The organism is Nitrospira lenta (assembly GCF_900403705.1).
GTDB lineage: Bacteria > Nitrospirota > Nitrospiria > Nitrospirales > Nitrospiraceae > Nitrospira_D > Nitrospira_D lenta.
Genome location: NZ_OUNR01000001.1, coordinates 677,986 through 700,772 on the forward strand (window position 1 = coordinate 677,986; position 22,787 = coordinate 700,772).

General features: G+C 58.7%; 20 protein-coding genes. 3 read left to right on the forward strand and 17 right to left on the reverse strand.

From position 1 onward, the window contains the following. Nucleotides 1-49: 49 nt before the first annotated feature. On the forward strand, nt 50-448 hold the full coding sequence (locus NITLEN_RS03270) for a flagellar brake protein (RefSeq protein WP_121988133.1): 399 nt from the start codon (nt 50-52) through the stop codon (nt 446-448). A 199-nt stretch (nt 449-647) separates the two neighbouring features. Continuing rightward, the gene (locus tag NITLEN_RS03275) at nt 648-2,579 is read left to right on the forward strand and encodes a M48 family metallopeptidase (RefSeq protein WP_121988134.1); all 1,932 of its coding nucleotides are present in this window, start codon (nt 648-650) and stop codon (nt 2,577-2,579) included. Between the two features lie 7 nt (nt 2,580-2,586). Here the strand turns inward: NITLEN_RS03275 and NITLEN_RS03280 are convergent, their stop codons facing one another. The 9 genes from NITLEN_RS03280 to NITLEN_RS03320 all read right to left on the reverse strand — a co-directional run bounded on the left by NITLEN_RS03280 (nt 2,587) and on the right by NITLEN_RS03320 (nt 13,044). Then, nucleotides 2,587-4,062 (reverse strand): lipopolysaccharide biosynthesis protein, encoded by a 1,476-nt coding sequence (locus tag NITLEN_RS03280; protein ID WP_181416606.1) that lies wholly within the window; start codon nt 4,060-4,062, stop codon nt 2,587-2,589. After that, a complete protein-coding gene (locus NITLEN_RS03285; RefSeq protein ID WP_121988136.1) occupies nt 4,059-5,063 on the reverse strand; it encodes an SGNH/GDSL hydrolase family protein in 1,005 nt (334 codons plus the stop codon). The genes NITLEN_RS03280 and NITLEN_RS03285 overlap by 4 nt, the downstream gene beginning before the upstream one ends. A gap of 14 nt (nt 5,064-5,077) precedes the next feature. Beyond that, nucleotides 5,078-5,998: a glycosyltransferase family 2 protein gene (locus NITLEN_RS03290; protein WP_121988137.1), complete on the reverse strand. Its 921-nt coding sequence runs from the start codon at nt 5,996-5,998 to the stop codon at nt 5,078-5,080. 6 nt (nt 5,999-6,004) lie between these two features. Beyond that, nucleotides 6,005-7,594 (reverse strand): alkaline phosphatase family protein, encoded by a 1,590-nt coding sequence (locus NITLEN_RS03295; RefSeq protein WP_121988138.1) that lies wholly within the window; start codon nt 7,592-7,594, stop codon nt 6,005-6,007. A gap of 20 nt (nt 7,595-7,614) precedes the next feature. Continuing rightward, nucleotides 7,615-8,595, reverse strand: coding sequence for an NAD-dependent epimerase/dehydratase family protein (locus NITLEN_RS03300; protein ID WP_121988139.1), 981 nt, complete (start codon nt 8,593-8,595; stop codon nt 7,615-7,617). A gap of 83 nt (nt 8,596-8,678) precedes the next feature. Beyond that, nucleotides 8,679-9,731 carry a Gfo/Idh/MocA family protein gene (locus NITLEN_RS03305; RefSeq protein ID WP_121988140.1) on the reverse strand — a complete coding sequence of 351 codons (1,053 nt, stop codon included), beginning with the start codon at nt 9,729-9,731 and terminating at the stop codon, nt 8,679-8,681. A 29-nt stretch (nt 9,732-9,760) separates the two neighbouring features. Further along, nucleotides 9,761-10,756: an NAD-dependent epimerase/dehydratase family protein gene (locus tag NITLEN_RS03310; protein WP_121988141.1), complete on the reverse strand. Its 996-nt coding sequence runs from the start codon at nt 10,754-10,756 to the stop codon at nt 9,761-9,763. 47 nt (nt 10,757-10,803) lie between these two features. Continuing rightward, complete coding sequence (locus tag NITLEN_RS03315; RefSeq protein ID WP_121988142.1) at nt 10,804-11,805, reverse strand: glycosyltransferase family 2 protein; 1,002 nt, start codon at nt 11,803-11,805, stop codon at nt 10,804-10,806. 6 nt (nt 11,806-11,811) lie between these two features. Continuing rightward, a complete protein-coding gene (locus NITLEN_RS03320) occupies nt 11,812-13,044 on the reverse strand; it encodes a glycosyltransferase family 4 protein (RefSeq protein ID WP_121988143.1) in 1,233 nt (410 codons plus the stop codon). 323 nt (nt 13,045-13,367) lie between these two features. Here NITLEN_RS03320 and NITLEN_RS03325 point away from each other — a divergent pair, with 323 nt between their 5' ends. After that, nucleotides 13,368-13,730 carry a PilZ domain-containing protein gene (locus NITLEN_RS03325; RefSeq protein WP_121988144.1) on the forward strand — a complete coding sequence of 121 codons (363 nt, stop codon included), beginning with the start codon at nt 13,368-13,370 and terminating at the stop codon, nt 13,728-13,730. Nucleotides 13,731-13,820: 90 nt separating this feature from the next. Here the strand turns inward: NITLEN_RS03325 and NITLEN_RS03330 are convergent, their stop codons facing one another. The 8 genes from NITLEN_RS03330 to NITLEN_RS03360 form a co-directional block, all read right to left on the reverse strand. Continuing rightward, nucleotides 13,821-15,431 (reverse strand): glycosyltransferase family 39 protein, encoded by a 1,611-nt coding sequence (locus NITLEN_RS03330; RefSeq protein WP_121988145.1) that lies wholly within the window; start codon nt 15,429-15,431, stop codon nt 13,821-13,823. Nucleotides 15,432-15,435: 4 nt separating this feature from the next. Continuing rightward, on the reverse strand, nt 15,436-16,380 hold the full coding sequence (locus NITLEN_RS03335) for a glycosyltransferase family 2 protein (protein ID WP_121988551.1): 945 nt from the start codon (nt 16,378-16,380) through the stop codon (nt 15,436-15,438). Nucleotides 16,381-16,446: 66 nt separating this feature from the next. Then, on the reverse strand, nt 16,447-17,436 hold the full coding sequence (locus NITLEN_RS03340; protein ID WP_121988146.1) for a hypothetical protein: 990 nt from the start codon (nt 17,434-17,436) through the stop codon (nt 16,447-16,449). 109 nt (nt 17,437-17,545) lie between these two features. Beyond that, nucleotides 17,546-18,892 carry a cytochrome P450 gene (locus NITLEN_RS03345; RefSeq protein ID WP_121988147.1) on the reverse strand — a complete coding sequence of 449 codons (1,347 nt, stop codon included), beginning with the start codon at nt 18,890-18,892 and terminating at the stop codon, nt 17,546-17,548. A 16-nt stretch (nt 18,893-18,908) separates the two neighbouring features. Next, entirely contained in the window at nt 18,909-20,126 is a 1,218-nt protein-coding gene (locus NITLEN_RS03350) for a glycosyltransferase (protein ID WP_121988148.1), read from the reverse strand. Nucleotides 20,127-20,207: 81 nt separating this feature from the next. Next, nucleotides 20,208-20,405 carry a hypothetical protein gene (locus NITLEN_RS17820; protein WP_181416607.1) on the reverse strand — a complete coding sequence of 66 codons (198 nt, stop codon included), beginning with the start codon at nt 20,403-20,405 and terminating at the stop codon, nt 20,208-20,210. Nucleotides 20,406-20,701: 296 nt separating this feature from the next. Then, a complete protein-coding gene (locus NITLEN_RS03355; protein WP_181416608.1) occupies nt 20,702-21,625 on the reverse strand; it encodes a glycosyltransferase family A protein in 924 nt (307 codons plus the stop codon). Between the two features lie 8 nt (nt 21,626-21,633). Continuing rightward, complete coding sequence (locus NITLEN_RS03360; protein WP_121988150.1) at nt 21,634-22,776, reverse strand: glycosyltransferase family 4 protein; 1,143 nt, start codon at nt 22,774-22,776, stop codon at nt 21,634-21,636. Nucleotides 22,777-22,787: the final 11 nt, after the last annotated feature.

The following is a 22,787-nucleotide window of genomic DNA, read 5'->3' on the forward strand; positions in this document are numbered from 1 at the left end:
GCATTTTGGCGCACTCGTTTCTGCCGACTTTGCTATACTCCCGTGCATCATGCCATCAGATGCACCGGCTTCGCAGCCGTCCGGGAAAGATCGCCGCGAATATTATCGGATCACCGTCGCTCTGCCCATCCGCATTCAGCCCGAGTCGGACACGACGGAGGGTGTGCTCATCGAGCAATCCGTCAACATCAGCGGCGGCGGCTTCGGCATGACGGTTGCCACAGTCTATCAACCCGACGACATCCTCTCCGTTACGATGCGCTTGCCCGACTATGGCCTCTTCACATCCTTAGCCGAAGTCGTGCGCCTCGATGCTCTCCCCTATCCCGAAGGAACCTATCGCCTCCACGCCCGCTTCGTCAGGATGACCTCACAGGACCGTGAAGTGTTGATCCGACATATTCTGATATTTCAACGAAACCACCTGCAAGCACACTACTCTGCGTAACATCGAGCGACGCCCGAGAACACGCAGGCCAAGAACGACAGTCCTGTCGCGGGCGCTGATCCCATTGGAGCATCCCCGCACATTCCGGCACAGGCAACCCAACCGTCGAGAATCCGCCATCAATAAATAACAAACTCCTTGGCGATCATGCGGCCTTCTCATACACTGGTTGCGACTCTAGGGAGGAATACCGACTACGATGTCCGATACACAGTTTGAGCAATTGGTGCGCCGTCTCGAGGCCTACGCCTCACAACATCCGGCTCCATACAAACGGAAGATCGCGCTGACCGCCGCTCTTGGCTATGCCTATGTGCTGACCTCCCTCGGGCTGGCATTGGGCGTCAGCGCCTGGCTGATTCTTTCCTTCGTAGATGGAGAATCGAGTTACCTCAGCTCCATCCAGCTGCTGTTTGGCCTTGGAATCCTGGCAACCATCACCCTTCGAGCCTTCAGGGCCCGCGCCACCCCGCCGACGGGATATGAGGTGTATCGGGAAGACACGCCGCGCCTCTTTCTCCTGATCGACAAGCTGACGACGGCGCTGGACACGCCGCCGCTTCACCATGTGCTTATCGTCAACGACCTGAATGCCGCCGTCTCACAACGGCCGCGCCTCGGCATCTTCGGTTGGTACCAGAACTATCTGTTGCTCGGCCTGCCGCTCATGCTGGCGATGACACCGGCTCAATTCCGTGCCGTACTCGCACATGAACTCACCCATCTCAGCCCTCACCACGGACGCTTCTCCCGATGGGTCTATCGCACGCGCATCGCCTGGTCGAGTTGGCTGAAAGAACGCCACGCCCGTGATCAGTGGGGTTCGGCGCTCTTTCCAAAATTTCTGGACTGGTACGCTCCATTCTTCAACGCCTGCTCATTCGCTCTGGCCCGCGCGCAGGAGTACGAAGCCGATCGCCAGGCTGCCGGACTGGTCGGCCCGCATGCGATGAAGGACGCCTTGGCAGCACGCCAGGTCATCGCGCGCCTCATGGACGAATTGTATTGGCCCGCGCTGAATCGCCGGACCATCACGAATCCTACACCGCCCGCCTCACATCTCGATGAACTCATCACTGTGCTGCAGCGCGTCACTCCTCAAGACAGCATTCAGAAGTGGCTGCACGAGGCGATGCAGCAGACCACCAACTATGCCGATATCCATCCGGCCTTGGCCGATCGACTGGCCGCTTTGGACCAGCTTCCCGAGAAACCCAATGCGCCGGAACCGCCTGCCGACTTTCCCCACGTGCGTGACCCCCATGAGGCCACGGCCGCGAACTATTATCTGGATGCGCATGCGACCGCGACACGCGCCGCGCTCGACCGCAGTTGGGCGGAATCTGTGGCGGAGGAATGGCAGCAGAAACACGAAGAAATGGCGGCGGCGCGCGCGCGTTGTCAGTCCTTAAGCGACAAGTCCGCCACCGTCGGGCTCTCGATCAACGAGCTGTGGGAATATGCGTGCCAAATGGAAGCACTCGAAAGCGGCCGCGCGGCGCTGCCGCTGCTGCAGCAGTTGCTCGCCAAGGTACCGGCTCACGCGGAGGCGAACTTGGCGGTAGGCCGCCTCTTATTGGCGCAGAACGATCAAGCCGGATTGCTGTATCTGGAGAAAGCCCTGGCAGCGGACCGCAAGGCGGTGATTCCAGCCTGCCAACTGGCCTCCGGTTATCTGGAACGCCGAGGCAACCACAAAGAGTCCATGCGCTACCGCGTGAAGGCGCAGCGGCAACAGCAACAGCTCCTCGATGCCGAAGCCGAACGCAGCACCATCAAGCCCGGAGACTCGTTCGAACCGCACGGACTGGCCGCTGAGGTCATGGCCGGTATCGCCGAACAACTGGCCTCAAAGCCCGGCGTCCAGGCAGCCTATCTGGTCCGCAAGAAAGTCCAGGCCCTGACCAGCATCCCCTGCTATGCGCTGGTCGTCATTCCGCACCGCGCCTGGTACGAGTTGGATGCGGATGGCAGCAATCAGGCTCTCCAGGAAAAGATCCGTACGACGGTGACGCTCCCGGAAGACACCTCTATCCTCATCGCGGACCAGCTGATGAAGCACCGGTGGATCAACACCCTCAAAGCCGTCCCGCAATCCGCCATCCGGTGCACACCCACCGCCGCCTCATAATCCCCGCTCACCGCTTCTGCTCCTGAAGGGGAAGCACCGGGCTTCCTGGCAGGAACGAACGGGCTTGAGCAATTTCTTCGGCGCTGAATTCACGCAGCACCAGATACGACAGAAGAATCACCACGCCGATGCAGGCCAATTTGACCAGCAACAAGAGGCCGCTGGCGGGCCATACCACTGCCAGGGTATAGGCCAGTCCGCTGATGACCACACTCCGCCACAGCGTCCCGGCCGGCGGGAAAATCGACCAGAGCCGGTAGATCACGCCGATGGCCGCCACAGCACCGATCGCCTGGCACAGCACCGTCGCCATGGCTGCGCCGAATGCGCCGAATGAGGGAACCAAGGCATAGTTTGCGATTGCCCCGAAGAGTACAGAGAACACGCTTAAATACAGCGCAAACCGGGGAGCCCCCGAAGCCGTTGCAACGACGCCCGCGACGGAAACCATGACAAAGGCGATGGCTCCGAAAATCAAGACCGCCAGGAGCGGGGCCGCAGACTCGAATGACGAACCAAAGACCCAGGTGACAATCTCCCGAGAAGCTCCTGCAACGAGAGCCCCGAACGGCAATAGGCCCCACACCATTCTCATGGCACCACGCCCCATATCTTTTGCGTGGGCGATCTTTCCATCAGAAAGCAGACGGCTCACGGTCGAGAGCAACAACGGAGACAGCGCGAGCCCGAACAGGCTGGGAAGGATCGAGAGATTCTGCGCAGCACCGTAGATTCCCACCTCTTCGATCGTCCCGCCAAGGACTTTCAGCATGACCACGCCCAGGCTGGAAAATATCTGGAGCAACAAGGCGGAGAATCCCAACACGATTCCAAGGTCAAAGAACGGCCGAGTCGGCACGGCAATGTAGCCGAACAACGGAAGTTTGACGTACCGGCGGGTAATCGCCAACTCTACAGCCGCAGCCCCGAGGGATCCGAGGATGGCACCGGGAACGGACAGGCCCATTTCGACGAGGAACAGAATCAAGCAGAGCCGGGCAGTCCAGCGGCCGGCGTTGCTCATGGCTTTTTGGCGGAAGCGGCCTCTTCCAATGAGGATATTCTGGTGACCCTGTGAAAGACTGCTGATCGGCACGTGCAGGGCGTACAAGGCGAGATAGGGGGCCATCGACGGTTCGTGGAAGAGCCACGCCAAGGGGAACGCCAATAGTCCAAGCAGCAATCCGCCTCCGACCCCGACCAGCGCATGCAACCGGATGACAGTCGCGCCGACGGGGTACCAGTCCTCCGCCGCCCCGACGAACCGAATCGTGGCACGGGAAAAAAATGCATTGATGGTCAACTCGACCCACATGAATAGGGTCGAGGAAAGCACCAGCAACCCATACCCATCGGTCCCCAGTCTCCTGGTCAAGAACGCCGCGGTAATGATGCCCGTCAGGGGCAGCAATAGTCCCGCAAGAAACACCCACGCCGTTCCATCCAACAGGTGTCGACCGGACGGTGGCGCGGTCGGGCTCACTGCGTAAATCCCGGTTGGTGCTGCACATAGTCCGCCAATGCTTCCCCGATGCGATGATGAACCACAGCGGATGGATGCGGGTCGAATCGGCTGGCCCTGTACTGCTCATCTGTAAACTCATTCTTCAAGCTCGACAGATCAATGTACGCGATGCGATCGCGTGTCAGTTGGTCCGACATAGCCCCCCAATCTGTTGTCCGCAGCCTGGGAAGCAACACAACCACGTAGGGAAGCCCGCGTTCTTCTGCCACCTTTCTAAATTGCCGGACATACTCATATGTTTCTGGACTTTCGCCCCGCGCAATCATTTGGCCGACGTCCGGGGAGGAAACGAACCAACGCACACCGATGCCTCTGAGAACATAAAGCAGATGAATGTGACGAAGCGCGTGCCCGATCATCGACCCGGACGGGCTGAAGCGATATAATTTCTGATCGATTAAATAGCCCTCCTCATCAACCCTAGGGGTTCGAGCCAGATTGAAATCAGACGGGATGATGGCCATCACGACCAGGTCCGGCTGGATATCCGGTGTGCGGGACTGAAACGTGGAGACCATCTCTTTGACGCTATAGGCAGATGCGCCGAAGTTAAATGTTCTGACGGTCACTGCCTGCTGGCGCCGATTGAGCGTGTCTTCCAACACCTGGGCGAACGTATCCTCCGTTCGTGTGACGCCCTCACCGAAGGTGCAGGAATCTCCGATCAGAGCGATGCGATACTCATTCGGCTGTTTGGCTCCATACAATGCCCCGGCAATCTTCGCCCTGAGTCCCAGGCTATCGGTATTGATCACTGCAAGACCGCGCGCCTGCGCGTCCACGAGATTGGGCTTATGGATATAGGGAATGTCGCCGGTACGGTCATACGGCCTGTAAATAGGATCATACAGGTGCGGTTGTGCGTACCCCCATATCCTGACCGCGACTTCGAGCAGAGTCAGGGTGATGAGCAGAATGGACACGCCGCCAAGCAGTTTGCGGAGAAGTCTTCTCGTCATAGTGAGGCGTCCGCTCATATGGCCGGATACTGCAAACCGGTCATACGCTTCTTCCCCCTTGCGCGTTCCCAGAAGAAACCCACCGCATTGACAGCCTGCGCGACAACGAGCAACGGCACAACCAGCATCGCCTTCCCGAACGGGATCTTTCCGAACGGATAGGCGAGCATCTTGACGTAGAAACCGGGCGACTCGACTTTCATCGGTTGCTGTCGTTGACGTGCTCGAAGCCGATGGTAATAATAGGCGCCGCCCCCATAATGAAAATGCTGACGGAGGAAGGTCTTCGCCGTCAGGTGATGCGCATGATAGACCACCGCTTCCGGCGCATACATCAGCCGATAGCCCCGGTGCTGCCAGCGATCGCACAACTCGCGATCTTCGCCCGCGGATCGAGGGAACGAGAGGTCAAACCCTCCGATGTCGCGGAACGGCTTGGCCGGAAACGCCAGGTTGCAGGAGGGGAAAAATCGCACCCTTTCAGGGGCACCGCTATAGTACGCGAGGAGATATGAGACCAGCAGTTGGCTTGCGGCCGAGTACAGATTCTGTGTGAGCGCATTGTACGTTTCCCCGCCGACCGCGCTATCCGGCGATGCGGCAAATCGTACCGCCAAGGTCTCCAGCCAGTTCGGCGCGGGAGCACAGTCGTCATCGGTAAAGATGAGAAAATCGCCTGAGGCCTCAATGGCTCCCTTATTTCGCGCCGTCGCCGGGCCGGCATTTTCCTGCCGCAGGAGCGTGAGCGTAAGCACGCCCTGGAACGGCTTCACCACTTCATCCAACGGCGTGAGTCCCCCGTCGTCCACCACGATCACTTCAAAGCGATCATGCGGGTAGTCAAGACGGCTACAAGCTCGTAGACAAACCGCGAGTTGGTCAGGCCGGTTGTAGGTCGGAATCACAATTGAAATGAACGGACGCTCTTTCTTCATAATGCCTCACCCGGCTATCGTCGTCGATCCGATATTCAACGATGGACGACGGACACACTGAGTCAGAATCCGGTTCGTCACACTCTGAGGCCATGGATTGCCCATGAGAGATTGGAACGCCGGAGCAAAATCCAGCGGTGAGACTTCACCGAGATCCCTGCCGGCCTCGATAGCAGGACCGGCGGCGGCCACGAAGCCGCTGAAGGTATGGTAACTGCTCCGGTTGTAGTGCGGCCTGACCTGAACGAGTTCGGCCTTGGGGTGACTCACCCTGTCCATCAAATACGGGGCGCTCGTCCACTCAACGGTCAGATCGGGAAGGACTGAGGGAGGGCCGCACCGAAAGGCCTCGGCTGTTCTGATCACGCTCTCGACGGCCGGTTTCCCGCTGCGCACATCCACCAGCTGCCTGAGATCAGCGTCGATCTGGGTCAGAAGACGTTCGTACTCAAGACCCGGTTCGACAATGCCGTGAGGTTCGCGCCCGCGAAGATTCACTCGCACGAAGCTGGTATTGAGAGCCGGAATGGAGAATGCTCTGGTTTGCGCCCAATTCGTTTCCGTCTGGAATCGGTCGGTCTCTAACCGGGTTTGCACACCTCGCGGAAGCCACTGGCTCATTCTCGCGCGCACGTCAGGCGGGATGGCTCGACGAAGCCATGTGAGCACGCTGAGACTGCGATGATCCCCATATGAGGGAATCTGATACCCTAATTTCCTGCAAAACTCCTCAATGAGACCCGTCGTAGGATAGAGATCTTTGATTCCGAACAGCGATATGATGAAGACGTTTGACTCGTCCGGTAATTGTTTCAACAACAGACCCATTTCGCGATCGATGGCCCGATAGACATCTCGTATGGCCGTGTCCAAGCCGCTCTTCTCACTCAGCCCTTCGGTGTGTCGGCTCCCTCCAGGGCGATAGTCCCAGAACCGATGGGCCGCCGTGTGAGCCTCCACAAACATCGTCACCACCAAATCATAGCGATCTTGCGCCAGAAGGCAGCGGCACAGCGCCCCTTTCTCCTCTATGCGTTTGAGGATGAGATGGTATGCCGCCACATCCTCGTGGACAGAGCTGCCGGGCTTGAACACATCGATGTGTATCGGCGGACCGACATGCCGGCGGATATCGCTCAACAGACTTGCGGGCTCAGCCGTGGGAGGGACGCTTGCATGGTTATGCTGCTGCTGGACGGCCCAATTCGCAAGTTGAACACCTGCCAGGCCTGGCAGAATTTCTGCTTCGAGTGCATCAATGATCGCAACTTTCTTCGAAGCCCCGCGCAAATGAGACCAGAACGGCAAGGCCTGAACATCCTGTGCGGCAATGTTTCGAATCTCATACGTGCCAGGCACAAGCTGGCGGTTGTAATACTGTCCGTGCGAACTTCTCGAGACTCCGCTAAAGAAGGACACCCACGCACCTTGCGTCGACAGCAGCTCAGGGCCGCCGACCGCTCCCTGGCAGCCGCGTTGCATGATCGAGGCAATGGTCGGAAGATATCCCTCTTCGGCCCAACGCCGGATGAATCCGGCATCGCCCCCATCCAGCCCAAAGATGATGAGCGGCGGAGTTGTGTTGCCCTTTGCCATATGCTTAGCTTTCGAGAAATCTAAATATAGCCATGTTCCTTGAACCATGCAGCCGTGCGAAAAACTGCTTCTTTCGTACTCACCGTCGGCCGGTAGCCGAGTTCGCGACGACTTTGAGACAGGTCGAACGCTCTGTCTCCGAGATAGAGATCAATGCGGTCCGCCCGAGGAAGTCGGCAGCCAAGCCATGAATACAGATGCCGGCTCGCCGCCTCATACAATCGGAATGGCCCTGCCGGGAGATTCGTTGGCAATGCAGGCGCTCCAACCGCTTCCCCAATTGTTTGGACGAGATCCCGCAGACGTATCGATTCCGCACCCGCAAGAATGTACGTTCGTCCCTCAATGCCGGCGGCAGATCCGCAGCGAACCAAGCCGTCCACGATATCCGCAATATCTGCAACGTGGTGATGGTTATCGCCCTCTCCGATTAAACGAAACTGTCCGGCAGCAATGGTTCGGAACAAGTTCAACCAGCTCATGGCTCCCGGACCAAGGACGGCGGAGGTCCGTGCCAGCACCACCGACAGGCCATCGCGTCGGTGGTTGGAGAGGAGAGCCTGTTCGGCTATAAATTTAGATTGGCCATAGGGTGAGTCCGGAATCGGTGTCGTAGCTTCACTGATTGAACGGTTCTTAATCGCGCGGCCAAAGACCGCCCCACTGGTACAGAAGACAAGTCGACTGGCTCCGGCAACCAATGCGGCTCGTGCCACGTTCACGGTTCCTTGAACATTGACCTCTTCTAAGTCTTTTCTGGACGGTCCGGAAGCTTCAGTTCTTGCTGCAAGGTGAAAAATCCTCTGGCAATTCGAGGCGGCTTGTTGCACGCTTCCGTAATCGAGCACATCCCCACGAAATACCTCGACGCCCAGGCGGTCGAACATTGAGGTATCCTCTTTCGGCCAAGCAAGGATGCGAACGTGAACGCTTTCGGCAATCAGCCGCTCGATGAGATGGTGGCCGATAAAACCCGTGGCGCCTGTGACGAGAACGTTCATCCCATACTCTCCTTCTTCCAAGCGAAACACATCCCTGTACACGCCCCACTCTGCATCTCAACACGAGGTCGATCGTGAAACATCTACTCGACGTTCACCGGCCGCCCGAGCGCCAATGACTCCTTCGCGGCAAGCACCACCTGCAAAGCTCGACGGCCCTCCTCCAGCGTGCAGTCCGGTCGAGTATCGTGACGGATGGCATCCACGCAATGCTGCCACCCCACCCGATAAGAATCGATGAAGTCACCGCCTTGGCGCATCCGCACCAGCCCTTGAGGCAATTCCTTCAGCGTCTGGGCAGCGAGTTGCAGACGAGTTTTCATATCCCCGGGATGGACTTCCGGCGGAAAATACTCGAAGCCATCGAAGCGGTAACAGGAGACTTTCAGACGGCCGGTCTGCCCATAAATCTCGATCTCATCGTTCCGACTCTCGCCTTCCGAGAATGTGGAAGACGCAAGCACGCCGTTAGCGAATCGTGCGGTCACAATCACCGTCGATTCATCGGCATTGCTCGAAGCAAGGATGTCATCGACCTCGCTTCGGAGTAACGCATGCAACACATCGAAGTGGTGCACGCCAAACTGATAGAGAATGCCCTTCACCGCATGCCGATCGCCTTCTTCGTGAAAGCTCCGGCGCTCCGGATTCCTGCCGGTCAAAACTGTGCGGATCAGCTCAATCTTTCCTAAGCTCCCCTGCCGAAGCACTTCCCGTGCGCGGCCTATGAGACGATGCCAGCGACGTGGCAATCCCACCACCATGATGAGCCTATTGGCCCGCGCAGCTTGCGCCATCAGCTCGTCCCAGACCTTCAGGTTGAAGACCAAGGGTTTGTCGATGAACAGATGCTTCCCTGCTGCGAGGACAGCCTGTGCGACTTCAACCTGACGGTCGGCCGGTAGCCAGACTCCGACCGCCTCTATCGCAGGGTCGTCAAGTATTGCCCGCGGGTCAGCATGCTGCCGTTGAACCTGAAAGAGATCGCCCACCCGCTTCAACCGCTCAGGGTCTCCGTCGGCCACAGCCACGACGTTCGCGTGTTTTACTCTACGGAGAGCAGGCAGATGCAGGGTCTCTGTCACCCAACCGCAACCGATAATTCCCAATTTCACCGGACTGTTCCCCTTGCCCATAATGTACCTTCCTGCCTACGGCATGACCCTCAGCCAAGCCGAGAAAGATGTCCCTCCGCCAGAAACCACTCAACCATGCGATGAATCGTATCTTTCGTGGCGATCTCAGGAACATATCCCAGTTCTTGCCGCGCTCGCCCGCTGTCAAACCTGCGGTCGCCGAGGAACAGAGCCAGACGGTCGGCCCGAGGCAGTTGGCGTCCGATCACGGCAACGGCCATCCTGTCGAGCGCCCTGTACACATGCAACGGAGCGGCCGGAAGGTTTGCCGGGAAACGGGTCGTTCCCACTTCCTCCCCGATCATCTCAACCAGTCTTCTCAGTTGCACCGGCTCGTTTCCGGCAAGCAGGTACGTCCGTCCCTCCACTCCCTTCACGGAGCCGCAAAGAAGCAGTCCTTCAACGACATCGGAAACGTCGGCAATATGATGATAGTTCCTCCCTTCGCCGATCAGGCGGAACTGCCCTGCTGCAATACTTCGAAACAGGCCCAACCAGCTGGTCGTTCCCGGGCCCCATACAGTCGAGATACGGGCCACGACGACCGGCAAGCCGTGACTCCGCCGAGCAGACAAAACAATCTGTTCACCTAACACCTTCGACTCGCCGTAGGGGGAATCCGGATCGGTCTCTGTGCTCTCATCGATCAACCGATTTTTGGCGATGCGGCCATACACGGCGACGCTGCTGCAGAAGACCAGTCGTTCAATGCCCGCCTGCAGGGCCGCACGCGTGACGTTCTCGGCCCCTTGAATATTGGCCACCTGCACATCGTGCCGCGACAAGAGACCGGAAGACTCAGTTGTCGCTGCCAAATGAAACATGACCTTGCACGTGTCCGCTGCTCGCGCCACGGCATCGGCGTCGCCGATGTCGCCCCGCACGATCTCGACACCGAGAGCATCGAGCCATACAGCATTCGCCGACGGCCGCACAAAAGCCTTCACGTGCTCTCCCGCCGTAATCAGCCGCTTGACCAAATGACGGCCGATGAATCCTGTCGCCCCAGTAACAAGAATGGTCATCTCGGTCTCTCTTCACTTTACGCGGCCCGCTCACCGTCTATGCCTTGTCAGACCGACTCTGCCCAACGCCTCATGGCTTCGGGAGACACCATCGTGCAATACATCCCCGCCATCTCCATCGTGCGCGCCAGACAGGACATACCTACGACCAATGGCAGTAGCACCACTCGCCGAACAGGATGAACCTCCAGCAACCGGCTGACTCTAAACCAGCGCGGAATGTCCAACAGGATATGCCAGATCATCGTCATCACGGGTTCAAAGATGGTCATGTGCGCAATCCATTGATTCGGATAGTGCTTGTTCAAGCGCCGTAACATGAACACTTCATAGCCATACCGAAAATGCAGGCCCTTCAACCAATAGAACCACGAAAAATAGTGCGTGACCCGTTGATGCGGCTGGAGCACCAGCCTCTCCCCGCCATCCAGGAACGACTGCGTGAGCAGGGGTGCGCCGCACAGCCGGCCAAATTTCGTATTGTACCGGTGCCGGCGGAAGGTCTCGGCACGGAGGCCGAAATTGTGGTCCATAAAGCCGACCGGCATCGGCAGATTGCGCTGAGGATCGACGGCATTGCCGACCACCCACCCCCAGGTGATCGAAGCGGCCGCCAGCCTGGTCGCCCGATTCCATTCCCAATCAGTAGCACGCTTGAACAGGCTGAGTCCGATCGATACATCGCCGCCCCCGCGGATGCCCTCCACCAGCGACGATAACCATGTGCGATGCGGGTAGACGTCGGAGTCGGTAAAGGCCAGAATCTCGGCGGACGCAAACTCAGCCCCTCGATTCTTCAGATGCAGGTATGAGAGCCCTTCGGCTTCAACCGCTTGAACGCCCCAAAACGGCGTATGCTGCCCATAGATCGCCCGCCACTCTTTAACCTGGTCGGCGCTGCCCATCAGAATAATCTCAACCTGATCCGTGGGAAAATCCTGCCGTTGCAGCGCCTCAATCGTATTCACCGCTTTCCCGAGATCGCGTGATTCGTTATAGCCCTCCACAATCACGGAGACGACAGGCTTCTCTATCCGCGATGCGCTCATATCCACTTATCTCCTTGCTGCCTGCATCGGCGTTCCTGCCTTGGCAGAAAGGACGACCGGCCTATCGGACACCATCTGCTGATACAGGGACACGAACTGCTCACATTGACGAGCCAAGCTAAACCGCGCTTCAGCAACCTGCCGCCCCGACCGTCCCATCGCGTCCGCCTTCGATCGATCGCGCAACAACGTTTCCAGTCTCTTCGCTAGCTGATGGGGATCGTTCGGCGGAACCAGATACCCTGTTTCCCCGTCATGCAAAATTTCTTCTAGCCCGCCCATTCTGCTCGCGATGACGGCGGTTGCCCGCATCATGGCTTCGACCGCCACCAACCCGAACGGCTCGGCCCATCGAGAGGGCACCACCTGCACCCAGGCTTGGGAAAACGCGCGCTCCATGTCCCCCTTGGAAAGATGACCGAGAAACGTCACCTGCTTGGATATGTTCAATTGTTCAGCCAACGCTGCAAGCTTGGCGCGTTCAGGCCCCTCGCCGGCGAGGAGGAGCTGTGCTTCAGGAAGATCCCGTACGACGCGAGCAAACGCATGGAGCAACACATCGACGCCCTTCTCGGAAACCAACCGGCCAGCAAACACGGCAACGGGCGTAGCGGATAACACTCGCGTGAGAGATTCAACCATCACCCCATTGTGAATCACCTCAACCGGCTCGATCCCGTCGGCGACCAAGCTTTCTTGCACCGCGCGACTATTTGCAACGATTCGTCTAAAGGCATGTCGCCACTTCCTCCAGAGCCACATTTGAAATTGCAGCGGGATCCAGTCTCGCAACGGCACACAGGCATTCCGGTAACAGACATGTCCGGCCGGGCTCTGACAAGGCGCCCCCGTCGGCAAGAGCTTCGTGCCTGTCAGGCAGATAGGCCGATACCACACCACATGATAGAGGGCGGGAATCCGGCGGATGAGCGGAAGGATCAGCGGAGAGAGTTGCGTGAGAAACATTCGGACATGCACGACGTCCGGCTGAAATTCTCGTATCACCCGACGCAAACGGACAAAGGCCCACGGATTCAGCGTCTGCAACAGCGTCCTGAACCTGGAAAGCGTACCGTAGCAGAGGTAATCGGCTTCCGGTGAAGCCGACGATGCGCCGGCAGAGCTGGCAAACAGCCGCACGTCGTGTCCCAGTCGCCGCAACTCGTCTCGCAGCGCAAACGTCAGTACCTCTGCCCCGCCGATCGGCGATCCATAATCATTGATCAGGAGAATCTTCATGCCACCCGACGCCCTGACGGCTCATCGCGCATCATCGTGTCCACAACCTACCTCCCTGACGACACCGCACACAGGTCGCGCTCCGTGCTTTCATCCTACGGAGAGCCGCACAGGACCACAACCCACATTATGAGGGGATACAGACCCTGCCCCTAAAAAGATGGGAGCCATTCTTGCCGCAAGACGCCGGTTTGATTTTCAGAACCAGCAAAGCCCGGCCGCCCGCACCAGCCACTACCCGCACGGATTTTCTCACGCCGACATCCGCAGCCCCTCCAAGGAGGAATACTTTTCCCGCCTCACGCCACGCTATACTGCAACCTATGATGGAACAGCCCAAGCCCTACAAACGCGAGCATTACCGGCTCCCGCTGCCTATCTCCTATCCGGTGATGTTTGCAGGCAGCACGGCGATCGGCGAAGGCACGCTCACCAATCTTTCCGTACTCGGCTGCACGATCGAATGCGAGACGATTCCGCCCCATACGCCCAATCTATTGCTCAGATTGATTCTGCCGGATCAGAAGGAGTCACTCCCGATTGAAGAAGCGGAAGTGCGGTGGGTCGATGAGCGACGGATCGGAGTGCAGTTCAACAAGGTCGAGCGTGCGGCCAATCTGCGGCTACACGGATTTGTGTGGGACCGGATGGTCGAGCGCCTGCAGACCATCAAGCAGCAACGCTAGATACTAGCGGTCTTCGACTTCGTCGCCTTCCTGCGTTGTCATGGCCGAGCAAGTGGCTCGGTTACAGCTCTCAGCCGCACTTGCAACACGTCAGAACCGCATGGCAACCGTCTGCCACACCTGCTCCAGAAGTTGTGTGCCGAACAAGACCGGAGGGCTTTCCCGCCAGCACCAGACACGTTCGGGATGCGTATCGAAGTCGAGTACCTTTGAGCCCCAATCACCGGAATAGGCAAACCCTATGGCATGCATCCCGATTGAAAATCCAGCCAGCCCTACGACCATATACTTCATCCAGGCCCGCTGTCCAATTCGGTCGAAGATGGGTACCATCAAGTAGCAGAGGACCGGGGCGCTATCCGCCAAAAGCCTCGGACCATACCCATGTCCTCCCCACCAGCTTCCGAGCGTCGCTACCGGAATAACCAACAACAGCGGCGCCACGCTGAGATATCTTAGAAATACCTGTCCAGGCTCTCTCCACGCCACGACCATGCCGGCCAGCGAACAGAGAAAGATCGGAGAGTAGATAAACAGTCCACGCGCAGGAGAAAACAGCACGCCCACAAGCCCTTCGAAGAAGGGTGTACTGAACCATGAAAGATGGCGCCCCACGAGGGAAGCCGGAGTGACAACAGTCGCTCCGAATCCTGTCTGGACAGGCGAACCAAAGTACGCGTCGTTGTACCACAGAAACAACAGCAGGGGAGGAACACCGGCAAGCAAGAACCCAATGCATTGACCGCGATGTTTGTGAAGAACATACAGTGCAATTGGAAGCGCCATGAGAAGGTTCACTGGGCGACAGATCACTGCCCACCCAAGCGCCAGCCCGGCCCATGCAACGTAGATGGGAGTTTCCCTGCTCCTTACCAGGCAGTACAGAGTGAGCGAGAGAAAGAGCTGGCTTGGGCCATGTTGCCACGCGGCTTGACTGATGAGGCTCAAGCTGCTTGTGCCAAAAGCATAGACGACGGCAATACACCACGCCACGCGCGGCCTTGCGACGCGTCGCAACCCGGCAAATAGGGCAAACACCGACAACGCGACCGTGAGCATACTGGCCCGCTTTTCCAAGTCGAAGAGCATTTCAGCAGAAAGCCTCGCTCCCACTTTGAGAACGGGAATAACATACGCCGGAAGTGAAAGGACGGCTCCCCACGGAGGATAGGTTGATACCAGATGACCATTGAGGGACCGTGCAAAATACGGGTCATCATAGGCCTCGATAGTTGAGGCCCACCTATCGAGATAAAAGTCGTGATCGATGAGGAGACTGACCGGAAGAACACGCGCAGGCAACGTATCGCCTGTTTCGAAGGTATGTCCATTGGCGTAATACACCGTCAACGTCCCGATGAAGAGCAGCCAGGGAGACTGCAATCCTTCATACACCGATCTGGCGCCTAGCCTCTCTTCCAGCCAGGCCTTGCTTAACGAGAGCGCCAAGCAGAGGGCCAACCAGTTCCTCAGGGAAGAGGCGTGCAGATGAACAGGACCGACTTCAATGTCATACCCCCCCTGAACGAAAAACAAGACGAGGGCGTTGGCGCAGGCCAAAAACCAAAGCCCCTTGATCACGGCCTTGAGACGAGACGCCGCCTTGGCGTCAGCGGGAACGACCAACTGCAGTAGGTGATGAAACGTCACGCCCCCCCCTTCAGGCTCATGTGGCCCTCGCCCTTTCAGCAAATGCGGCATCAATTCAGTTCCGCGCAGCGGTCAAGCAGCTGACTGTCCGCCGTCGCCACGCTTGAGGAATCAACCAAATCCCTGCGAATACAATTCCATCGAGGATTCCAGGAGTCCCATGGCGAAACGCCTCCTTCAGTATCGGCCAGAACGCCGATCGATCCCCTTGCTCAATCGCGTTGGCGCTGACCCAGGTCAACAGGAATGAGGCGTAGGCTCGTGAGGTCACGAGATGACGGTTCTGCTGTATCCACGAAAACGAAAACCACCAGTCCTTCCGGCTGCTAATTGTTTCCAGATGCTCTGGCCTGTGCCAAATAGCAAGTGGCTCACCAGTCGCAACAAACTGGACGGTGGTATCGTGACGCAGGCTGGCCCGCAGGAGCCAGTCAAGGTCATCATGCCTCCCGGTCTCTTGACGAAACGGACATTGCTGCAACAGCGTTCTGGACGTAAAGATCGTCGAGGTTTGTATCAGCTCTCCGCCGCCGAAGAAACCCGTGCGGCGAAAAAGATAGTCGCTCATGAGCTCGCCGGGCGCCGGCAATCTGTGGGGCAACAGGACATCGGCCGTTGCACTCCGTTTGATGAAGCTGCACGAGATGATGGGGTGCTGCAATGCCGACTGCTGGGCGAGGCACAACTGGAGGTCGAGCTTGCTCGGAAACCATTCGTCATCGTGATCGAGAAAGGCAATCCATCGTCCTTGGGCGGCGTCGACTCCCGCGTTGCGAGCTCCTGCAGGTCCTAGATGACGAGATAGGACCTTGACTAGTAATCTGGAGTCCTCTACTTCGCCGAGCGCCGCGACGGTCGCGTCATCGGGACCATCGACAATAACGACAACCTCAATGGTCTCTAGCGTTTGACGCAGGGCGCTACGGACTGCCTGGATGACCAACTGTGGCCTATTCCGAGTCGGAATGATCACCGTTACTAGAGGGGCACTAGATTTCATGTTCATCTCCGACTCGGGCCTCGTGCTCGAGGAGGGTCCCCCCCGTCAATGACCGTCGCGATCACCTTATGCCGGCAATCCGAGCGCTTGCAGCGACTCGCGCGGAGTACAGAACACGAGCCGTCTCGATCGGGCTTGCTGCAGCAACCACTTCAGATTCCTGCGACAGTTTGCGCCCCACCACGGGTTCAGCAACACATCTGAACGAATCGCGAACGCGAGGTACGGCCGCGCCAGCCGCTGCAATGTCTCTTCGATCGCCGGCTGCACAAGCTCAGGCGGCTCCCACAGGCGCAGCGTTCCATATCCCGCCGGAATTGCCCCCATTGAACTCCACCGCCTCCTCAAGTACCGTCGCCATCTCAGTCCCTGCTCAGACATCACACCCGACGCGAGGGGAATAATCCACGTCCCCTCCGACCGATCCGCAGCCCTCTCTCGAAAACACCCCACACGCGGCCGGTAAGGTCCCATCTCCACCGACTGATAATCCGGGACCAATCCTGTATACCCTTCACTGGCGGCCAGCGCCCTCATCGGCTTCTCCCCCGGCTCAATCGTCATATCGAACCGGCACCCTAGCCGATCCAGGGTGGCCCTCACTTGATCGTCGAAATAGCGATCTCCCAGCCGTACTGATTCGCACTCCTTCCCGAATACAGACCGGAACGTCGTAAAGGACGTCACTATGCAATGCTCCACCCACGATGGGTTCCCGTAATCAGGCACCCATCGGTGAAGCGCCTCATCCCATCGCCAGGCATGAGGATGCACTCCATGCTCGTCGCCTGCCGCGACCATCTCCGCGACCTCCGCTTCGTATCGTCTCAACGCCCACTCCGCAGCCCCATACATCTTCTCAACCTGGGGATCCACGCGCCAGAACCAGTTCAGCCGAGCCACCTCTCCTGACGCATCCGCCATCCGTAGGCGGAGATCGCGCAGGTACGGATAGAGTCGTTCGAAGCCCCACCAGGGCTCGGCCTTCGTGGGATCCGGACGACGGAGATCAGGCTCGACGTCGATACACAAGATCACCGGAATACATTCACCCATGGACATGACTCCTTGGAAGCCTTTGAATACAGGCGCTACGGCAATCCTCGAAACACCACTATGGAGGAGCACTCCGTTCCCAAAATGCCTCCGGCGCTGAGCGGAGCCATTACCGTTGTTCGACGCGCATCCTGATCCCGTTCCTCGGGTGCAAGGTCATCGTCGGCTCAGGCACGATGGTCTGCCCCGGCACGAGCGACAATCTGAATCGCTGCGCGAGGGACGCGAGAATCAGCGTGGCCTCCATCTTGGCAAAATGCTCCCCGATACAGACGCGGGAACCGCCGCCGAATGGGAAATAGGCAAACTGGGGACGTTCTTTTTTTGCGGTGTCCGTAAATCGTTCCGGGTCGAATCGCTCAGGATCCGGGAAATAGCGGGGATGGCGTTGCATGACATACTGGCACAAGTAGATTTTCGACCCCGCGGGAATGACCGCGCCGCTCGGCAAGGTGTCCTCCTCCTGTGCGATCCGGATAAAAATCCACGTGGGCGGGTACAACCGCATCGATTCGGCAAGGACCATCCCCAGATACGGCAGCTTAGGGAGATCCTCCACGCCGGGAGGACGACCACCGATCGCGGCATCCACCTCCGCAAAACATTTGGCTGCGATCGCCGGGTGTTGGGACAAGAGATACGAGGTCCAGGTCAACGCCTCCCCGATCGTTTCATAGCCTGTCACCAAGAGCGTCACGACTTCATCGCGGACCTGGTGGTCTGTCATGGCTGTCCCGTCGTCATATTTCGCGCACAGCAGCAGCGAGAGCAGGTCCTTCGTGTCCGCGGGACGCGCACGCCGCGCCTGAATCGCTCCCATCACGATGGCATCAATACGGTGCATGGCCCGGCGGTAGCGCCAGCCAATCCGGCTGGGCACCCATTCAGGGAGGGGAGAAAAGAACACATGTTCCATGTACTGCCGCCGGATCGTAACCGCATCGAGCAACGCCGGCAGATCATGGTCGGCGTCCACGCCCAACAAGGTCTTCACGATATTCCGCTGGACAAGCCCCATCATCTCGCCTTCAAGGTCCAGTTCCATCCCGTCGGCCCACCGGGCCAACATCTCCTCGACCCCCTCGGTGATGATGCGGGAGAAGGACTCCACGGTCTTCCGGTAAAACACCGGCTGCATCATCCTCCGCTGCCTCAAATGTTCGGGCCCTACACTGGTGAGCAGGCCTGCCCCGGACAACTTCCGTCCTCTCGCGCTGGTCATGCGCGGCGATTTGCCATAGTTGTCCGGATTGAGCACCAACACATGCTTGATGTCGTCCGGATGATTCAACAGGAAGGTCGGCTCCCCGATCTTCAACTTGATCACATCCCCATACGTGGCGACGCAGCGCGAGAGAAAGCCAAGCTTGTCGCACAAAAACTCCGGCAGATTTCCCACCAGTGGATATCCCGCCGGTCCCCGCGCCACACACTTCGCCTTAGTCCTCTCATCCATACGGATTGCGCTCCCTTCAGGCCCCAACCGCCAGCCCCTTCGATTTTCCAATGGTATCGATCACGCGAAGATAGCGAGCCAGGTATTGCGCTCGCGTATAGAATCGCTCGTACCCGCTACGCGCCCGCTGCGCCAGCGTCTCTCGTAAGCGCGCGTCCTGCGTGAGCGCCGAGAGAATCTGCCGGAGTTCCTCTCCGGATCGATACACAAATCCCCCGCCGGTCTTCTCAACCGCTTCCCGGCTCCCGCCGGCGTCATGCACCACTGCCGGCGTCCCGCAGGCCAGCGCTTCCAGCACGGTCAACGGGAACACTTCCGGCGCCAGCGACGGAAGGATCAGGGCCGTGGCCTTTTGATAAGCATCAATCAACTCCCGCTGAGGCACCGATCCCAAGAAACGAATATGGCGATGCCTCGCATACTGCGCTTGGAGCCTGTGCCGCAAGTCTCCGTCGCCGATGACATCAAGATCAAAGTTCGGCAATCGCGCAAACTCTTCCAGAAGGACGCCGATGCCCTTGGAGGCCGTGATGCGGCCGACAAACACAAAGCGCGGCTTTCCTTCGTCCGCAGGCCGTTCTGAAGAGCCCGGTTCAAGACTCGAGAACGTCGGTAAGACCTCGATCGGCGCCGTCACCCCCGCGGCGCGATGCTGCCGCGAGGTGTACTCGCTTGGGGCTAAGAGGGTGTCCACCTTCGCCAAGCTACGCTGAATCAAATTCGTATACCGCCACAATTGAGGTGGCACGCCTGACCGGAGGCAGCACGTAAAACACTCCCGGCGATCGCAAGCCTGCACTTGATTCTTCCAAAAAATATGTGTCGGACAGAGCAGCCAGTGTTCGTGCAGGGTATACAGCGTCACCGGCGCGCGACTCAGGTGAAGAACACCCGGGCCCCCGATCAACGAGATGTTGTGGAAATTGACCACATCGAACTCGCGGTCGAGCACCGCTCGTAGTTGTGTCGCCTTGACTCCCGGCTGACCGGTTTGTTGGGTAATCAGCGGCGACAGCATGCCGAAGGGGTTGCGCAGACGCTGCACCACCACCCCGTCCTGCTCGGTCTGCGCAGCCGGTCGCTCTCTACCTCGCACGCGATAGGCATCTTCGCAGTGCACGACTTCGACATGATGCCCTTCAGTGACCAAGGCACGAGCGAGTCCCTGCACAAACGTCGCATCCCCGCCAAAATGATAGGGCGGATAGAATGTGGTCACCATGCAGAAACGCATGCAGGCGGTCCTTCTAGTACAGGCAGGTTACAACCCAACCGATCGGTACGATCACACACACCTCCATGTCGGACAACCCGTTCATGGCATTCCCGCCCCCACAAACCTGCCCACCATCTCGCCGGTGCCATCCGCGACCAGCCCAGCAAACAGCAGAGGCAACACTCTGAACAACAGATGCCCGGCCCGGCTGCCGTCCACACGTAATGGAGTCCATGGGACCGGGGTCGACACATTCTGATGACAGGGCTTCGCCGCCGGTTTCAAATACATTGGCATTGACCACTATAGGACCGACTGCGGCCCAGAGGTTTCCGATGCGCCAGGCCCGTTTTCAGTTGCTGACAGGCATCCTGGAGATCACTCTGACCGACATCGCAGGAGCTTATTGAACCACCCTGCTGAGCTCTTCCCGTTGTTTCACTCAAATTTTTACCATTGATTCCTGGCGACACCAAGAAAACGGTCAAACCCCGCGTTCCGCTCAATTGGGCTGATCCTGACTGCTTTTCAATTGGCTACGTCCATTGATGCCGCCAATTCTCAGAGGGGCTCGCACAAACGGCATGACTTCTCTACGCCAGCTGTTGCGGGCTGTTGCCTGGACCGAAGATATAGCCGATGAACTCGCCGACGGCATGGCAGGTCACTACCAGCGCCGTCAGGGGCAAACTTGCCAGCGCGGGTTTCAGCAGTCGCCTTTTTCTCAGCACCGGGCCTTGAGTGACCCACAAGAGATACACCGGCAAAATGGCGCAGCCTCCGAGCCGCACCAGACGCTCGACCCAGGACATGTGCTGGAGGCGAAATCCAGCAATCGACCGGCCATTGTGAAAATGCGCCGCAAACGTTCCCCAGAATCCCCAGCTCTGGTTATGCGAGACGATCAGCCGATCGTCCGCAATCAGGGTCTCTCCCTGTTCGTGCAATTGGCGATTGAATAAGAATTCCATCATGCCGAGTTGAGACATCGTCCGTGGAACAACCCGCCGCTTGTACGAGACGTTGGCTTGCAAAGAAATGGCCGGTTGTCTGCCCGTCTCAATCGGCGCGGTAAACGGTCCGAACACAATCAGAAAATTGGCCCAGTCGATGAGCCGGTCGGTCGCCCCGTTTTCGACAACTCCGCCGATCGCCGCGGCTTCGGGGTGATGTCGATGCGCCATCAGCATGCGTTCACACCACTCGGGGGCTACCGTGCAATGGTCCTCGGTCACCGCCACCACGGCGCCGATGGCCTGGGTCATCGCCAGTTCGCGCAGGAAAAATACCGATCCGCCTGGCCGCGCGATCCACCTCACTTCCGGATAGCGCTCAGCCACATCAGGCGGCAACCCTTGTCCATGCCCATCGGCCACCAACACTTCCGCACCGACCGCCTGAGCCTGCTCGTGAAGCGAATCGAGGCACGGCTTGATCTCGGGCCACGCCTTGGTGGTCGCAATGACAACGGACAGGGGAGCCTCGGCGGCATGATCCCCTTCAGTCGCCGCACGCATTCGTGGCCTCATCCTCGCGCCATGTCCATAGCCATGTGATAGCTTTTCATCGTCTCCCTCGCGGTGTGCTCCCACCGGTATTGGCGGGCCTGTTCTAAGCCATGCTCTTGCCGTTTGGCTCGCAGCGCATCGTCTGTCAGCAGGCGTTGCATCGCATCGGCCAGCCCCGCGAGATCGTCCGGGGCAACGAGTTCAGCCGCGCACGCGAGATTCTCAGCCAACGAGGAAGACTTGGTGCTGACCACCGGCACCCCGCACGCCATGGCTTCCAGCGGAGGAAACCCGAACCCTTCGTGGAAGGACGGATAAACAAAGAGTCTGGCACCCGCATACAAAGCGGGAAGATCCTGCTGGTTCACATAGCCGGCGAGGTGCACTCTCCCGCGCAACGCCGGCACTTGGATTTGCTTCAACAGGGACTCATACCCCCAGCCCAACTTGCCGGCCAGCACCAGATGTTCCGTTATCACTCCCGCCTGAACAAGCCTCCGATACGCCTCGACCAATGCCGGAAGATTCTTGCGCGGTTCCACCGTACCGACATAGAGGATATACGGTTCTGGAAGCGTCAATCGTGTGACGACTTCCCGGACAGAAGCCGGATCACAACGTCGAAACTCTTCTCCGATCCCCAGCACCGTCACATGAATGCGATCCGGCTGAAGATCAGGAAGAAATTCCAAGACTGCGCGCCGTGTGGCCTGCGAGGGAACCACCACCACGTCCGCTCTCATGATACTGGCCAACACCGCACGCTGATACAACCAGCTTCGACGCAAGGCGATATGACAATGCGGATGCGAAAACGACGTCATGTCATGGACCGTCACCACATGTCGGGCCGCTCCCCGAAGATAGGGGATGATGAACGACGGAGAATGCACCACGTCTGCGCCCCAACTGGACACCGCCACGGGCAGCAACATTTGTTGCGCGATCAGGCGAGTCGATCGTGGCCGCGCACTCAGAGGGCAGTGCGATACGTTGGGCGGAAGCCCCTCCGCAAACAATCGCCGGTCCTCGTAGTTATGGTAGATCCTGTACTGATTGATTCGATCGACCTTCGCGAGGTTCCACACCAGCTGTTTCAGATACGTATCGACCCCGGTCATCTGAGGGATGAACGAGGTAAAATCGATCGCGATTCTCATGGAGAGACCTG

What these genes read in the sequence shown, in the direction of transcription:
- NITLEN_RS03320 (WP_121988143.1), bottom strand. Translation starts at nt 13,044, where the DNA reads ATGAAGATTCTCCTGATCAATGATTATGGATCGCCGATCGGCGGGGCA.
- NITLEN_RS03335 (WP_121988551.1), bottom strand. Translation starts at nt 16,380, where the DNA reads ATGAAATCTAGTGCCCCTCTAGTAACGGTGATCATTCCGACTCGGAAT.
- NITLEN_RS03355 (WP_181416608.1), bottom strand. Translation starts at nt 21,625, where the DNA reads ATGCGTGCGGCGACTGAAGGGGATCATGCCGCCGAGGCTCCCCTGTCC.
- NITLEN_RS03345 (WP_121988147.1), bottom strand. Translation starts at nt 18,892, where the DNA reads ATGGATGAGAGGACTAAGGCGAAGTGTGTGGCGCGGGGACCGGCGGGA.
- NITLEN_RS03350 (WP_121988148.1), bottom strand. Translation starts at nt 20,126, where the DNA reads ATGCGTTTCTGCATGGTGACCACATTCTATCCGCCCTATCATTTTGGC.
- NITLEN_RS03290 (WP_121988137.1), bottom strand. Translation starts at nt 5,998, where the DNA reads ATGAAGAAAGAGCGTCCGTTCATTTCAATTGTGATTCCGACCTACAAC.
- NITLEN_RS03295 (WP_121988138.1), bottom strand. Translation starts at nt 7,594, where the DNA reads ATGGCAAAGGGCAACACAACTCCGCCGCTCATCATCTTTGGGCTGGAT.
- NITLEN_RS03325 (WP_121988144.1), top strand. Translation starts at nt 13,368, where the DNA reads ATGATGGAACAGCCCAAGCCCTACAAACGCGAGCATTACCGGCTCCCG.
- NITLEN_RS17820 (WP_181416607.1), bottom strand. Translation starts at nt 20,405, where the DNA reads ATGCCAATGTATTTGAAACCGGCGGCGAAGCCCTGTCATCAGAATGTG.
- NITLEN_RS03315 (WP_121988142.1), bottom strand. Translation starts at nt 11,805, where the DNA reads ATGAGCGCATCGCGGATAGAGAAGCCTGTCGTCTCCGTGATTGTGGAG.
- NITLEN_RS03275 (WP_121988134.1), top strand. Translation starts at nt 648, where the DNA reads ATGTCCGATACACAGTTTGAGCAATTGGTGCGCCGTCTCGAGGCCTAC.
- NITLEN_RS03330 (WP_121988145.1), bottom strand. Translation starts at nt 15,431, where the DNA reads ATGCCGCATTTGCTGAAAGGGCGAGGGCCACATGAGCCTGAAGGGGGG.
- NITLEN_RS03310 (WP_121988141.1), bottom strand. Translation starts at nt 10,756, where the DNA reads ATGACCATTCTTGTTACTGGGGCGACAGGATTCATCGGCCGTCATTTG.
- NITLEN_RS03305 (WP_121988140.1), bottom strand. Translation starts at nt 9,731, where the DNA reads ATGGGCAAGGGGAACAGTCCGGTGAAATTGGGAATTATCGGTTGCGGT.
- NITLEN_RS03360 (WP_121988150.1), bottom strand. Translation starts at nt 22,776, where the DNA reads ATGAGAATCGCGATCGATTTTACCTCGTTCATCCCTCAGATGACCGGG.
- NITLEN_RS03270 (WP_121988133.1), top strand. Translation starts at nt 50, where the DNA reads ATGCCATCAGATGCACCGGCTTCGCAGCCGTCCGGGAAAGATCGCCGC.
- NITLEN_RS03340 (WP_121988146.1), bottom strand. Translation starts at nt 17,436, where the DNA reads ATGGGTGAATGTATTCCGGTGATCTTGTGTATCGACGTCGAGCCTGAT.
- NITLEN_RS03300 (WP_121988139.1), bottom strand. Translation starts at nt 8,595, where the DNA reads ATGAACGTTCTCGTCACAGGCGCCACGGGTTTTATCGGCCACCATCTC.
- NITLEN_RS03285 (WP_121988136.1), bottom strand. Translation starts at nt 5,063, where the DNA reads ATGACGAGAAGACTTCTCCGCAAACTGCTTGGCGGCGTGTCCATTCTG.